General features: G+C 72.8%; 7 protein-coding genes. 4 read left to right on the top strand and 3 right to left on the bottom strand.

The window, feature by feature from the left end; all coding sequences use genetic code 11:
* Positions 1-73 precede the first annotated feature (73 nt).
* A complete protein-coding gene (locus tag EV190_RS15560; protein WP_449182430.1) occupies positions 74-3748 on the top strand; it encodes a HAMP domain-containing protein in 3675 nt (1224 codons plus the stop codon).
* Positions 3749-3903: 155 nt separating this feature from the next.
* A complete protein-coding gene (locus tag EV190_RS15555; protein WP_208113191.1) occupies positions 3904-6252 on the top strand; it encodes a SpoIIE family protein phosphatase in 2349 nt (782 codons plus the stop codon).
* Between the two features lie 60 nt (positions 6253-6312).
* On the opposite strand, the gene EV190_RS15550 is transcribed toward EV190_RS15555, so the two are convergent.
* The 3 genes from EV190_RS15550 to EV190_RS15540 form a co-directional block, all read right to left on the bottom strand.
* Positions 6313-7527, bottom strand: a complete 1215-nt coding sequence (locus EV190_RS15550; protein WP_133742294.1) for a zinc-dependent alcohol dehydrogenase — start codon at positions 7525-7527, stop codon at positions 6313-6315.
* Positions 7528-7766: 239 nt separating this feature from the next.
* A complete protein-coding gene (locus EV190_RS15545) occupies positions 7767-9794 on the bottom strand; it encodes a CocE/NonD family hydrolase (RefSeq protein WP_133742293.1) in 2028 nt (675 codons plus the stop codon).
* A gap of 14 nt (positions 9795-9808) precedes the next feature.
* A complete protein-coding gene (locus tag EV190_RS15540; protein WP_133742292.1) occupies positions 9809-11089 on the bottom strand; it encodes an ATP-grasp domain-containing protein in 1281 nt (426 codons plus the stop codon).
* A 320-nt stretch (positions 11090-11409) separates the two neighbouring features.
* On the opposite strand from EV190_RS15540, the gene EV190_RS15535 reads away from it, so the two are divergent.
* Both EV190_RS15535 and EV190_RS15530 read left to right on the top strand, forming a co-directional pair.
* Positions 11410-11598 (top strand): hypothetical protein, encoded by a 189-nt coding sequence (locus EV190_RS15535; RefSeq protein WP_133742291.1) that lies wholly within the window; start codon positions 11410-11412, stop codon positions 11596-11598.
* A 169-nt stretch (positions 11599-11767) separates the two neighbouring features.
* Positions 11768-15085 (top strand): AAA family ATPase, encoded by a 3318-nt coding sequence (locus EV190_RS15530; protein WP_133742290.1) that lies wholly within the window; start codon positions 11768-11770, stop codon positions 15083-15085.
* The last annotated feature ends 70 nt before the right edge of the window (positions 15086-15155 follow it).

The following is a 15155-nucleotide window of genomic DNA, read 5'->3' as shown; positions in this document are numbered from 1 at the left end:
GCGCGCCGGCAGTCCGTTCGACCGGTCCTGACACGACCCGCGGAACGCGGGCCACGGGATGAGGAGTGCCATGATCCAGGGTTCGGACACCGCTTCGCGTCGCATCGACAAGGCCGACGAGGCGGAGCTGCGCCGCCTCCTCGCAGGGCTCACCGCGGTCCGCGACGGCGACTTCGGAACCCGCCTTCCCGCCGACCGGGACGGACTGCTCGGCGAGATCTCGGTCGTGTTCAACGGCATGGTCGACCAGCTGTCGCTGTTCACCTCCGAGGTCACCCGGGTGGCCCGCGAGGTCGGCACCGACGGCCGCCTCGGCGGACAGGCCCGGGTGCCGGGCGTCGACGGGGCGTGGCGCGACCTCACCGACTCGGTGAACCTGATGGCGGGCAACCTCACCGCCCAGGTCCGGTCCATCGCCCAGGTCGTCACCGCGGTGGCCAGGGGCGACCTGACCCGCAAGATCGACGTCGGCGCGCGCGGGGAGATCCTGGAGCTCAAGACGAGCGTCAACACGATGGTCGACCAGCTCTCCTCGTTCGCCGACGAGGTCACCCGCGTGGCCCGCGAGGTCGGCACCGACGGCCGCCTCGGCGGGCAGGCCGACGTCAAGGGCGTCTCGGGCACCTGGAAGGACCTGACCGAGTCGGTCAACGTCATGGGCGACAACCTCACCGCCCAGGTCCGCGCCATCGCGCAGGTGACCACGGCGGTGGCCAGGGGCGACCTGTCGCAGAAGATCCGGGTGGACGCCCGGGGGGAGATCCTGGAGCTCAAGGAGACCATCAACACGATGGTCGACCAGCTCTCCTCGTTCGCCGACGAGGTCACCCGCGTGGCCCGCGAGGTCGGCACCGACGGCCGCCTCGGCGGGCAGGCCCGGGTGCCCAACGTCGCCGGGACGTGGAAGGACCTCACCGACAACGTCAACTCGATGGCCGGGAACCTGACCAACCAGGTCCGCAACATCGCGCAGGTGACCACCTCGGTGGCCAGGGGCGACCTGACCCGCAAGATCGACGTGGACGCGCGCGGGGAGATCCTCGAACTCAAGACGACCATCAACACGATGGTCGACCAGCTGTCGGCGTTCGCCGACGAGGTCACCCGCGTGGCCCGCGAGGTCGGCAGGGAGGGGCGCCTGGGCGGGCAGGCGGAGGTCGAGGGCGTCTCGGGCACCTGGCGGCGGCTCACCCAGAACGTCAACGAGCTCGCCGGGAACCTCACCCGCCAGGTCCGCGCCATCGCCGAGGTCACCAGCGCCGTCGCCGAGGGCGACCTGACCCGCTCCATCACCGTGGACGCCTCGGGGGAGGTCGCCGAGCTCAAGGACAACATCAACACGATGGTGCACTCGCTGCGCGAGACCACCCGCGCCAACCAGGAGCAGGACTGGCTCAAGTCCAACCTGGCCCGCGTGTCCGGCCTCATCCAGGGCAGCCGCGACCTGGCGGTCGTCGCCGAGCTCATCATGGACGAGCTGACCCCGCTGGTCCGCGCCCAGTACGGCGCCTTCTACCTGGCGGTCGACGCGCCCGGCGGAACCGAGCTGGAGCTGATCGGCTCCTACGGCCACCCCGACGCCGACCCGAACGGGCCGCCCACGAGGTTCCGGCTGGGCCAGTCGCTGGTCGGCCAGGCCGCGCGCAGCCGCCGCACCATCGTCGTGGACGGCCTGCCCGACGGCTACGTGACCGTCTCCTCGGGGCTGGGCCGCAGCACCCCCGAGAGCCTGATCGTGCTGCCGATCATGGTCGAGGACCAGGTGCTCGGCGTCATCGAGCTCGCCTCCGTTCGCCCCTTCGCCCAGGTGCACCGGGACTTCCTGGAGCAGCTGATGGAGGTCGTCGGCGTCAACGTCAACACCATCCTCGCCAACGTCCGCACCGACGAGCTGCTGGGCGAGTCCCAGCGGCTGGCCGAGGAGCTGCGGGCCCGCACCGAGGAGCTCCAGGTCAGACAGGAGGAGCTGCAGCGCTCCAACGCCGAGCTGCAGGAGAAGGCCGCGCTGCTGGCCAGCCAGAACCACGACATCGAGACCAAGAACCTGGAGATCGAGCAGGCCCGCCAGGAGTTGGAGACCCGGGCCCAGGAGCTGTCGCTGGCCTCCAAGTACAAGTCCGAGTTCCTGGCCAACATGAGCCACGAGCTGCGCACCCCCCTCAACAGCCTGCTGATCCTCGCCCAGCTGCTGGCGCAGAACCCCACCAGGAACCTCACCTCCAAGCAGGTGGAGTACGCCGGGGTGATCCACTCGGCGGGGTCGGACCTGCTGCAGCTGATCAACGACATCCTGGACCTGTCCAAGGTCGAGGCGGGCAAGATGGAGTTCAGCCCCGAACCCGTCCCGCTGCGCAGGCTGGTGGAGTACGCCGACGCCACCTTCCGCCCGTTGACCGCCCAGAAGGGGCTGGACTTCCGGATCAGCGTAGGACGCGGCGTCCCCGAAAGCCTGGTCACCGACGACTCGCGGTTGCGGCAGGTGCTGCGCAACCTGCTGTCCAACGCCGTGAAGTTCACCGAGTCCGGCGAGGTGGAGCTGCGGTTCGAGCCGGCAGGGGAGTCGGAGGTGCCCGCGTCGGTCCGCGCCCGCGGCCCGGTTCTGGCCATCCGCGTGGCGGACACCGGGATCGGCGTCGCCGAGCAGCAGCTGGACCTGATCTTCGAGGCGTTCCAGCAGGCCGACGGCACCACCAGCCGCAAGTACGGCGGCACCGGCCTGGGGCTCTCCATCAGCCGCGAGATCGCCTACCTGCTCGGCGGCGCCATCAAGGCGACGAGCACCGTCGGCGAGGGCAGCACGTTCACGCTGTACCTGCCCACGACCCGTCCCGGCCCCGTCGGCGGCCGGAGCGCGGAGCCGCAGGACCGGCGTCGGCTCCTGGTGGTCGAGAGCCACCGCAAGGGGCTGTTGTCCCTGGTGGCCGAGAGCGCGGTCGCCGACCTGGCAGGGGCCCGGGGGGAGGCCGCCCCGCGCGGCCCCGTCGAGGTGGTCGAGGCCGTGCGGGGCGAGGAGGCCGCGGCGGCGCTGGCGGCCGAACCGTTCCACTGCGTCGTGCTCGACCTGGACATGCCCTCCGCCGAGACGCGGCGCTTCCTGGAGTCGGTGCGGGGCGCCCCCGCCCCGGACGGCTTCACGATCCTGGCCCACCACAGCAACCGCCTGGACCCCGACCGCGAACAGACACTGCGCGAGCACACCCGCGCGCGGTCCGTGGAGCTGCTGCCGAGCCTGGACGAGCTGCGCGAACGCATCACCCTGCACCTGGGCGCCGACGAACCCGGCGACGTGCCGCCGCTGGACCGCCCCGACGACCGCCCCGACACCGGGCCGTCGTGGCGGGAGGAGCAGGCCGACGCGCTCGCGGGCCGCACGGTGCTCGTGGTGGACGACGACGTGCGCAACGTCTTCGCGCTCACCGGCATCCTCGAACTCCACGGCCTGCGCGTCCTGCACGCCGAGGACGGCCGCAAGGGGATCGACCTCCTCGAGCGCACCCCCGGGATCGACCTGATCCTGATGGACGTGATGATGCCCGAGATGGACGGGTACGCGGCCACCGCCGCCATCCGCGCGATGCCCGCCCACGCCCACCTGCCGATCATCGCCGTGACGGCCAAGGCCATGCGGGGCGACCGCGAGAAGAGCCTCGCCTCGGGCGCCGACGACCACATCACCAAACCCGTGGACGCCCACGAACTCGTCGAGTGCATCCGCCGCTGGCTCGCCCCGAAACACACGTCCTACTGACTGATGCCGCCTTCCCATCGGTGATCTCGGCGTCAGCCCCCCCGAACGGACATCGCAGGACGCTGACGCCGAGATCACCGATGGAGGCGCGCGAACCGATCTAGGATGCACCTGGGGCGCCAGATGTGCCCGAGGCGCGAAGGAGCACCGGTTTCGTGGAGATCCCGCAATCGCCGAACGCGGAGGGCCCGGTGCGCGGCGACACCGAACGGCTCGCCTCCGTCGTGGACCGGCTGCACCGCCGGCTCCGGGCCGAGGCCGCCGACCGCGACGCGCGCGCCGTGGTCGAACTCGCCAAGGGCGTCCTGATGGAACGCCTGCGCTGCGGGCCCGCGGCCGCCGCGCGGCAGCTCGAGCAGCTGGCCGGGGCCGCGCGGTCGTCGGTGCCGGAACTGGCCGCCGACATCGTCGACCGGACCGCCGACGACCTGATCTCCCGCTCCTCCCGGCATCCGGGGACCGTGAACGGCGCCGCCGGCCCGTCGGACGCCGTACGGCTGCGCACCGCGGAATCGGGACTCCTGGCCGCCTCCGACGCCCACGCCGCCGCGCGCTCCCTGCTGGCGAACGCCCTGGCCCCGCTGGGCGCCACCGCCCTGGCCGTGTGGGAGCTCACCCGCGACGACTGCCTCACGCTCGCCGGACACGCCGGGGTCTCCCCCGCCGAAGCGGCCCGCTGGCGCCACGTCCCTCCCGGCCTCCCCACCCTGGCGCGCAGGGCGCTGCGCGAACGGCGCCCGGTGTGGAGCACCCCCTCCGACCCGGACTCCGCGCCCTCGTTCCGCGCTCCGGGCGGTTCCGGCGGCCGCTGCGTCCTGCCCGCCGAGGCCAACGGCCGCGTCCTGGGCGTCCTGGAGGTCTGCTGGGAGCCCGCCCCCGACGCCCTGCCGCCGCGGACCCACCGGCAGCTGCCCGCCCTGGCCGAACTGTGCGCGCACACCCTGGGCGGCGCGGCGGCCCGCGGAGCGGACCCCGCCGGCCTCCCGGACGGCGCGGCGGCGCCGCTGACCGACCTCGCGGACAGCCTCCTCGACCCCGCGATGGTGCTGCGGCCGCGCCGCGCCGGGGACGGGCGGATCACCGACTTCCGGATCGAGCACGTCAACGGACGCTTCACCGACCTCGCGGGCCGCCCGGCGACGGCCCTCACCGGGACGCTGCTGCTGGAGTCCTACCCGATGGCCGGAACGGAGGCGGGCCTGTTCGAGCGGATCGAGCACGTCCACGCCACCGGCGCGGCCTTCCATACCGACTCGATGGAACTGGCAACCCTCGTCGACGGGATCCCGGTGTCCGCCACGGCCGCCGTGGGCGTCGGCCGCCACGGAGACCTGCTGCTGCTGACCTGGCGCGTCCACGAGGAGGCCGAACGGCTCACCACGCTGCTGCAGCACGCCCAGCGCCTCGGCCGCATCGGCGGCTTCGAGGAGGACCTGACGACCGGGGACGTCGTCTGGAACATCCAGCTCTTCGACCTGTACGGGATGCCGCCGGGCGCGCGGCCGATCCCCCTGGACCGGTTGGCCGCCCACGTACACCCCGACGACGCGGCCGCCGTGCGCGGCTTCGCGCGCACCGTCCTGCACCACCGGCGACCGGCCTCCACCGCGTTCCGGCTGCGGCGCCCCGACGGCGTCGTGCGGCACATCCGCGTGGTCGCCGAACCCGTCGTCGACCCCGCCGCCCGCCTGGTCGCGGTGCGCGGGGCGTACCAGGACGTCTCCGCCCAGCACTGGACCGAGCTGGCGCTGGCCGTCACCCGCGACCGCCTCGCCGACAGCGAGCAGCGCGCGGACGAGGGCGACCGCCTGGCTCTGCGGCTGCAGCAGGCGATCATGCCCGAGGCCCCGCCGCCGGTCGGCGCGTCGGGACTGGGCGTGGCCGTCCGCTACCGGCCCGCGGAGAAGGAGCACCTCGTCGGCGGCGACTGGTACGACACCGTGGTCCTGCCCGGCGGCCGGGTTCTGCTGGTGGTGGGCGACGTCGCCGGGCACGGCATCGAGGCCGCGACCGGGATGGTGGCCCTGCGCAACGCGCTGCGCGGCCTGGCCACCACGGGGGCCGGCCCGGGAAGGCTCCTGAGCTGGCTCAACACCGTCGCCACCCACCTCACCGACCGGGTCACGGCCACCGCCGTGTGCGGCGTCTACGACCCGGGGAGCCGGACGCTGCGGTGGGCGCGCGCCGGGCACCTGCCCCCCGTTCTGGTGCGCGGGGGGAGCGCCGTGACGCTGCCGCTGCTGGAGGGCATCCTGCTGGGCGCCGCGCCCGACGCCGAGTACGAGGAGGAGAGCCGCACGCTGGAGCCCGGCGACGTCCTGCTGATGTACACCGACGGCCTGATCGAGCGCAGGGACCGGTCCCTGGAGCAGTCCTTGGACGGGCTGCTGGCGATCGCGCGGTACCCGGTCGGCCACCTCGAGGAGCGGCTCGACCACCTGCTCACCCACAGCAGTTCGGACACCGACGACGACACGTGCCTCATCGGCGTCCAGGTGAACTGACCGCTCCCGTGCCGCCGCGCGGCCCCGCAGCCCCGTCCGGGCGGGCCGGTCCGGCCCGCGTCACACGGTGGTGATCGCCACCTTGGTCCAGCCCGGTTCGCGGCGGTCGAAGGCCGCGTAGGCGTCCAGGACCGCGGTCGCGGCCATGGGCTCCTCCTGGGTGAGGACCGAGGTGATGTCGACCGCGCCCGAGGCCACCATGTCCACCAGCCCCGGGATGTACTTGCGGTGGTTGCAGTTGCCCATGTTGAGGGTGAGGTTCTTGTTCATGGCCATGCCGATCGGGAAGGTCTCGTCGCCGGGCGGGTAGACCCCGATGACGGACACCGTCCCGGCCTTGGCCACCGTCTCCACCGCCCACCGCAGCGCTTGGGAGGGCGCGTCCCCGGGCACCCAGGTGTCCCCGGCCGGGCGGGCGCCGGGCACGAGCGCCGAGCGCTCCGCCTCGAACCTGTCCGCGGCCGCGCGGTCCGGGGCCGCCGGTCCGCTCTTGGGCCGCTCGGCGTCGACGCCCACCGCGTCGACGACGCGGTCCGGCCCGATCCCCCCGGTCAGGTCGAGGATCGCTGCCACCGGGTCCTCGGTGTTGTAGTCGACGACCTCCGCGTGCAGGGCCCGCGCCTGCTCCAGCCTGCCGCGCACTCCGTCGACGGCGATCACCCGCCCCGCGCCCTGCATGCGCGCGCTCAGGATCGTGAACAGCCCCACCGGGCCGCACCCGAAGACCGCGACGGTGTCCCCGGCCCCGACCTCGGCCAGGCGGGCGCCGAACCAGGCGGTGGGGAAGATGTCGGAGAGCAGGACGGCCTCCTCGTCGCTCACCCGCTCGGGCAGCGGCACGAGGCCGATGTTGGCGTAGGGCACACGCACCCGTTCGGCCTGCAGCCCGGGGAAGGAGCCCGTCGACCGCGGTCCGCCGAAGAACGCCGTTCCGGCGCGCCGCCCGCCGGGGTTCGCGTTGTCGCACTGGGCGAAGTACCCGGCCCGGCAGTAGCTGCACGTGCCGCAGCCGATCGTGGACGGGATGACCACCCGGTCCCCGGGACTGAAGTTGCGCACCCCGGGCCCGACCTCGGTGACCACGCCCACGCCCTCGTGGCCCATGACCATGCCCGGCTCCATGCCCGGGAGCGTGCCGCGCACCATGTGCAGGTCGGTTCCGCAGATCGCGCTGGTGGTGATCTGGACGATCGCGTCGTTCGGGTCCTGGAGCGCCGGTTCGGCGACGTCCTCCATCCGGATGTCCCCGATGCCGTGCCACACTACGGCCTTCATGTTCCACGTCCCCTCTCGTCCGCCGGAGCCGCCTTCCGGCCCCGCTCCGCCCGACTAACCGCGCCCGCCGCCCCGAACCCACCGGTCCCGGAAAACCTCCGCCCGGATCATCGGGCTCCCCGCTGGTCTTGACCCTTCCGGAGTCCCGGAGGCGGTCGAGCCCCCGAAGGGTCAAGACCGGCGAGGAGAGCGGGTCCTGCGGGAAGTGGCGGCTCCGAGCGCGGACCACCCGCCGGACTTCAGACGCAGTCGCGCGGGATGTCGGCGGTGTGGTCGCGCGAGGCGATCCGCTCGCCGTTCTCGTAGGCGTCGAGGGTGGCGTGCAGGTGGAAGTCGGCGGAGGACGACGTCAGCACCGTCCGGCTGCGGGTCTCCACGTCCCAGTCGCCGCGGGCGAAACGCATCGTCCACTCGGCCTCCCCGCGCACCGAGTCGAAGTCGTCCCCGGTCCGGGTGTAGCGCTCCTCCGAGCGGCGGGTGACCTCCAGGCCGATGCCGTCGAAGCGGACGGTGCCCAGGTCCTTGACCACGTGCAGCTCCGACTCGTAGTCGACCAGGTCGCGGATGACCGTCCAGCGCTGCTCGCCCATCGCCACCCGGGTGGTGGCGATGGGCTCGGCCCCCTCGGGCTCGTCGAAGGGCACGGGCGCGACGTCGTCGCCCTCGGAGACCCGGCGCACCGGAAGCCTCAGGGCGGTGTCCCCGCCGAAGAAGACCGACAGCAGGACGGGTTCGGGCGGCGGCCAGGCCAGCGGCCAGTACGACGTCGAGAGCGAGACGCGGATCCGGTGCCCGGCCGGGAACGCCTGGGCGGCGCCGTTGAGGACGACCGAAACCGTGTGGCGCCGCCCCGGCTCCAGCGGCTCCGGTCTCTCGTGCCCGTCCGCGTGGGCGAGGTTGAGCAGGCCGTACGTGACCCGCGTGGCCGCTCCGTCCGGGGCGACGTCGGAGAGCCGGACCGCCACCATCGCGACCGGGCGGTCCGCGGCCACCTCCAGGTCCACCACCGGCGAGCCCAGGATCTCGCAGCGCTCGGTCAGCGGCTCACTGTCGAAGACCATCGAGCCGCCGTCCTCCTCGCGCTGGTCGTAGGGCAGGTCCGGCGGGGCGTTGTAGGAGCACCACTTCCCCGCGAACTGGCCCACCGACAACGGCGACCGCAGGGACAGCTCGGCGGGGCCGACGGCCTCGTCGGGCTCCGCGACGCGTTTGGGCAGCAGCGGCCGCCGCTGCGACACCACGTGCGGCGACGGCCAGGACGGCTCGCCCACCCAGCGCCCCGGCCGTTCGGTGTAGGCGGTGGAGGGCGGCATGCTCTCCTGCATCCAGCTGCGCAGCATCGGCTCGTCCATGACGTCGTTGTCGACGTCCTTGAGCCACCGGTCCCACCAGCGGACCACCTGCTGCAGGAAGCCGATGGCGGGTCCGGGCTTGCCCAGGTGCGGGTACTTGTGCGACCACGGGCCGATCAGCCCGAGCCGGGGCACCTCCAGCCCCTGGAGCAGGCGGAACACGGCGTTGGAGTAGCCGTCGGCCCAACCGCTGACCGCGAGCACCGGCACCCGGACGGCCCGGAGGTCCTCGCACACCGAGCCGTGCTTCCAGTAGTCGTCGCGGTGCTGGTGGCGCAACCAGGTGTCCAGCCACACCCCGCTGCCGTCGAGCCGCTCGCGCCACATCTCCCGCCAGCGCTCCCCCACCACGGCCGGGTCCGGCGGACAGGAGTTGTACGCGAGCATGGTGGAGGCCCAGGAGAGGTTGTCGCCCAGCAGGCATCCGCCCATGTAGTGCACGTCGTCGGCGTAGCGGTCGTCGGTGGAGGAGGCGGTCACGATCGCGCGCAGGCTCTCGGGCCCGCGCGCGGCGACCTGAAGCGCGTTGAACCCGCCCCAGGAGATGCCCATCATCCCGGTCCGGCCATCGCACCAGGGCTGGTCGGCGAGCCAGGCGAGGACCTCCTCGGCGTCGTTCATCTCCTGCTCCAGGTACTCGTCGGCCAGGACCCCCTCGGAGTCCCCGCTGCCGCGCAGGTCCACGCGGGCGCACGCGTACCCGTGCCCGGCCATGTAGGGGTGGTGGATCGAGTCGCGCTGCGCGGTCAGGTCCCGCTGGCGGTAGGGGATGAACTCCAGGACGGCCGGGACCGGGGCGTCGTCGGAACCGGTGGGGCGCCAGATCCGGGCGGCCAGGCGGGTCCCGTCCCGCAGGGGGATCCACAGGTGCTCGTCCTGGCGTACCTCGTTGGGCAGTGCGGTGACCGTGCGCATGGGCGGTCGTCCCCCTATCGGTCGTCGGTGTCGTCGATCCGGAAGTCGAGCGCGTCGGCGCAGGCCTGGTAGCGGTCCCGCAGCTGCTCCTCGTCGTCGGCTCCGACGAAGATCCGGGCGAGCTCGAAGCTGTAGCTGTCCTGGGCGTGCAGCGCGGAGAGCCGCTCGCCCTCTCGGGCGACGATCCTCACCACGGTTCCGGGGACGTCCCGCTCCACGCGCTCCACCTCCCCGGGGGTGGGCACGCGCAGGACGAGGCCGTCGTGGAAGTGACGCAGGAAGCACTTCGCGGCCACGGCGTACCTGCCGCGCCGGTGGGGCAGTTCGGGTGCGCGCCCCAGCGCCAGGCGCACCGCGCACTCGTGGTTGGGCGCGCCGTCCACGTTCTCGAACAGCCTGGCGTGCGACTGGGAGTGCCGGGGGTTGACCTCCAGGAGGGTGACGTCGCCGGTCTCGGCGTCGGCGAAGAACTCGATGTTGAACGTCGTGGCGTCCAGGCCGACCCGCTCGACGACCCGGCGGGACAGGTCCGCGAGCCGGTCGAGGGTCTCCCCCGGCAGCCGGGAGGGGTACTGGTAGCGCAGGAAGCTGGAGGCGCCGGGATAGCGCAGCGAGTCGACGACGCCGTAGACGCGCGCCCTCCCCTGGTGGACGTAGCCCTCGACGGTGACCTGGTCGCCGCGCCCCTCCTCCTCCGCCAGGCAGGCCGACCCCCCGGCCTCGGCGACCTCGGGCGGCAGCCGCACCTGGCTCATGACGAACTCGAACGGCTCCCCGAGGTGTCCGGCGCCCTCGTTGATCCGGTGCAGCGCCTCGCGGAACCCGGCGTCGTCGGTGACCCGGAAGGCCAGTTCGGAGGAGAACGACTTCACCGGCTTGAGCCACAGGGGGTAGGACAGGCCGTCGGGCCTGGCCGTGGCGTCCGGGGCGACCAGGGCGAAGCGGGGGACCTCGTCGATGGCCTCGCGCTGCACCAGGCGGCTCCAGTACTTGTGCTCGCACTTGACGACGGCCTCCAGCGGGGCGGAGGGCAGCCCGTACCGCCGGCACAGGAGGGGGACCATGGAGGTGACGGGGAAGTCCCAGTAGCCGATGACGGCGTCGACGGGCCCGTCGAAGCCGTCTAGCCGCCGCCGCGCCTCCTCCAGGAGGGCGCGGATGTCGATGTCGTCGCCGTACTGCAGCTCCTCGATGGTGAGCAGGCCGTGGAAGCGGTAGTTCCCGGCGTCGGGCAGCGCGCGCAGCGTCTCCTCGTTGCACTCGTCCAACCCCAGGACGAAGACGTTCACTGCCATGAGGCCCTCCCACCGGTCCCCCGGGCGCGTTCCCGGATGCCGCCGGGGCGGCTCCCGTCCGCGGCGGGCCCTGTCCGTGCCGGGCGCGGGCCCCGGGACGGTCCGGGGAGCACGCTTTCGTCCCCACTGACCAGGGACGACCGTTTCACTCGCCACCGGTCGGCCTTCCTCCCGGACCCCCTGTCCCCGGGCCCCGCCGCTCCGACCGCCGGGGAAGTGACCCGCGCCACGCAGGGAGGCGCCGGGAACTCCGGTCGACGGTGATTACCCTTGTCGCCGGGACGAGAGTCCCCGACCCACGACGGAAGGAGAGGCTGCCCATGATCGACACCGACCTGATCACGACAGCGATCACCCTCATCCTGGCGAGCGTCGCCCTGGCCCTCCTGGGATGCCTGCTCTTCGTCGCCGACGCCTGGGTCCGCCGCAGGCACCGGGCCGACGCCGCCGGCCGCCGGCACCCTCCCGCCCGCGCCACCGCGACCGAACGCGAGAAGCAGCACGCCTGAACCCGGGCGAGGGGACCGGCGCCACCGCGCGCCCCTCCGCCGTCAACCGCGGATAACCACAGGTGGCCCTGGCCGAAGGGGTCCGCACCGGGACGACCGGTACGGTACATAGCGCCAACCCCTGATCCGGCGCTCAGGCCCGCGGATCCCGTCCCCCCGGAGCAGATGGATGCACACGGTCCGCGTCTCGCAGTCCCGCCGCAGGGCTCCGTCCGGTCTCGCCGAGGTCCTCGACGCGCCGGAGCACTCGGGGGCGGACCTCTACCTGCACGTCGAACCCGGGTACTACACCTCCACGGGACTCCACGCGATCAGGAGGCACGTCGTCGTCGTGCCGACGGACGGCCCCGGCACGGTGACCGTGAGCGTTCCGGACAGCAACGTCTTCAACGTGTACGGCGGGCGGTTGGAACTCCACGGGATCACGGTGCGAAACGACTCGGAGGAGTACCCGCCCGTCTACGTACACCCCGAGGCCGGGTTCACGGCGGTCGGCTGCCTCTTCGAGTCCCCGTCGCGCACGACGCTGAACGGCGCCCGCGCCGAGATCAGCCGGTGCCGGTTCGCCAGGGGCGGGCTCTCCCTGGAACAGAGCGGTGGAACCGTCTCCGACACGTCGTTCGCCGAAGCCTCCCTGAAGGTCTCGGGCGCCTGCTCGCCGACTCTGCGCCGACTGCACTTCTCGGGCCCCTGCGACAGCAACGTCCTGCACGTCACCGGGCAGGCGTCCCCGAGCGTTCTCGACTGCGTGATCAGCGACGCGGGGTCCGACGCCTACCCCGCGCTCTGCGTCGACGGGAAGGCGTCCGCGAAGATCACCGACTGCACGGTGACCGGGAACCGGAGCCTCCCCGTCCGCGTGACAGGCGGCGCGTCGGCGGCCTTCACCCGGCTGCGGGTCGACGGAGGGCTGAGAGACCACACCAGCGTCACCGTTGACGGGGAGGCCGTCATCCACCTGACCGACTGCGAGATCTCGAACGCGCCGCAGGGCGCGATCGCCGCGGTGTCCAGCGTCGTGACGGTCGCGGGGCTCCGGGTCCGCGACTCGGGGCTCACGGCGGTCTTCGTCGAGGGGGGCCGCCTGAAGGCCGACGAGGTCCGGATCGAGCGCTCCGCCCAGAACGGCCTGGTCCTGAGGGACACCCGGGCCACGCTCGCGGACGTGGTGGTCGAGAGCAGCCCCTCGGCCCAGCGCGACAACACTCCCCCCGGCGTCCACGTCGAACGGACCCGGTTCGAAGCGACCGGGCTGCGGGTCGCCGACGCCCCGTCGATCGGACTGCAGGTCCTGGAGTCCACCGCCACCCTCCGGTCCGCGGCCTTCGAGCAGACGTCGACGGCGCTCGTCGTCCGCGACGACAGCACGGTCACCATCGAGGGCCTCGACGTCTCGGACAGTACCGGCAACGGTCTCGACCTCGGCTCCGGCAGCCACGCGGAGGTCACCGACGCCCGGATCGACGGATGCGGGAACGACAGCGTCCACGTGTCGAAGAGCCGCCTGATCCTCAGGCACTCCGAGATCAGGGCCCCCCGCACCCTCAGCCTGGCGGTCTGCGAACAGGCGAACGTGACCGTCGAGGACACGGCGCTCTCGGGAGGGCGGGACGGCAGCGTGTTCCTCAAGGAGGCGACCCGGCTGCGCCTGGTCCGGTGCTCCGTCGACGGCAACGAGGGTCCCGGCATCGGCGGCGACTCCGAGACCGCCCTCCAGCTGGAGGACACGACGGTCACCGGTGCGGACAGCGGCCGGATCGCGGTTCCCGCCGCGGCCGCCGCGCGCCCCTCGTCGGCCGCCTCCGAGGAGGAGGCGCGCCCGCTCGACCAGCTGCTCGCCGAACTCGACGCGATGACCGGCCTGGACGGCGTCAAGAAGGAGGTCCGGTCCCTGGTCGACCTCCAGCAGGTGAACGGCAGACGCCGGAAGGCGGGTCTCCCCGAACTCAACATCAGCCGCCACCTGGTGTTCTCGGGCCCTCCGGGGACGGGCAAGACCACGGTCGCCCGGTTGTACGGGCGGATCCTGCGCTCGCTCGGGGTTCTGGAGAAGGGCGGGTTCGTCGAGGTCTCCCGCCCCGACCTGGTGGGGCAGCATCTGGGCGAGACCGCCCAGAAGACCGCGGAGCTGTTCGAGAGGGCGCGCGGCGGGGTCCTGTTCGTCGACGAGGCCTACGCCCTGGCCAGGACGTTCGGCTCCGGCTCCGACTTCGGCCAGGAGGCGATCGACACCATGATCAAACTCATGGAGGACATGCGCGAGGAGATCGTCGTCGTCTTCGCCGGGTACTCGAGCGAGACGCGCGCCTTCCTCAAGGCGAACCCCGGCCTGAGGTCGCGGGTGTCGCGGGTCATCGAGTTCGAGAACCACAGCCCCGAGCAGCTCACCACGATCTTCCGGGACATGGCCGGGAGCCAGGGCTACGTCCTGGGCGACGGCGTCCAGGACCTCGTCACCCGCCACTTCCGGCGCCAGTCCCGGGACGAGACCTTCGGCAACGGGCGCGAGGCGCGCCGGATGCTCGAGGCGGTCATCCAGCGGCAGGCCACCCGGATCATCGAGAGCAGGCGGCACGCGGCCGACGACCTGGTGCTGGTCCTCCCCGAGGATCTCGAGGGGATCGTCGACCCGGGCCTGTCGGCGCGCGTGGGGGATCCGCGCGACCGGGGGCAGGTCCGCGCGCTCATGGAGCGGCTCGACGCGATGGTGGGCCTGGCCGAGGTCAAGCAGGAGGTCACCGCCCTGACGAATCTCATCTCCGCAAACCGCAGGCGGCGGGCCGCGGGACTGGAGGCTCCGTTCCCCTCCCGGCACCTGGTGTTCACGGGCGCCCCCGGGACCGGCAAGACCACGGTCGCGCGGATCTACGGCGAACTGCTCGCCGCCCTGGGGGTGCTCGCCCAGGGGCAGGTCGTCGAGGCGAGCCGCGCGGACCTGGTCGGCGGATACGTCGGCCACACCGCCCGGCAGACCCAGGCCGTGTTCGAGAGGGCGCGCGGCGGGGTGCTCTTCGTCGACGAGGCCTACACACTGTCCAGGAGCCCCGGAACGGGCGGCGACTTCGGCCAGGAGGCGATCGACACGCTGCTGAAACTGATGGAGGACCACCGGGACGAGGTCGTGGTGATCGCGGCCGGCCACACCGACGAGATGGCCGGGTTCATGGCCGGAAACCCCGGTCTGGCGTCCAGGTTCTCCCGGACGATCGCGTTCGCCTCCTACTCCGAGTCCGAACTGCTGCGGATCTTCACGTCCATGGCCGAGGACGGCGACTTCGCGGTCCCCGGGGAGACGGCCGCGGAGGTCGGCCGGGCCGTCCGCGCCGCCCCCGAGCGGTTCGCCAACGGCAACGCCCGAGAGGTCCGCAAGCTGTTCGAGGAGAGCGTCAGGCGGCAGGCCCGGCGGATCGAGGAGCAGGCCCTGGCCGGCGGCCAGCCGACCCTGGAACAGCTCCAGAGGCTGCTCCCCGAGGACGTGGCCGGGTGAACCCGCCTCCGTGGAGGTCTCCCCGGTGGTCTCGGCCCTTTCGGGGCCGCGCCCATGATGTCCGTTGCGT

The sequence above is a fragment of the Actinorugispora endophytica genome, from assembly GCF_004363075.1.
In the GTDB taxonomy this organism is placed as follows: Bacteria; Actinomycetota; Actinomycetes; order Streptosporangiales; family Streptosporangiaceae; genus Actinorugispora; species Actinorugispora endophytica.
This window is presented reverse-complemented; position numbering and strand designations above follow the sequence as displayed.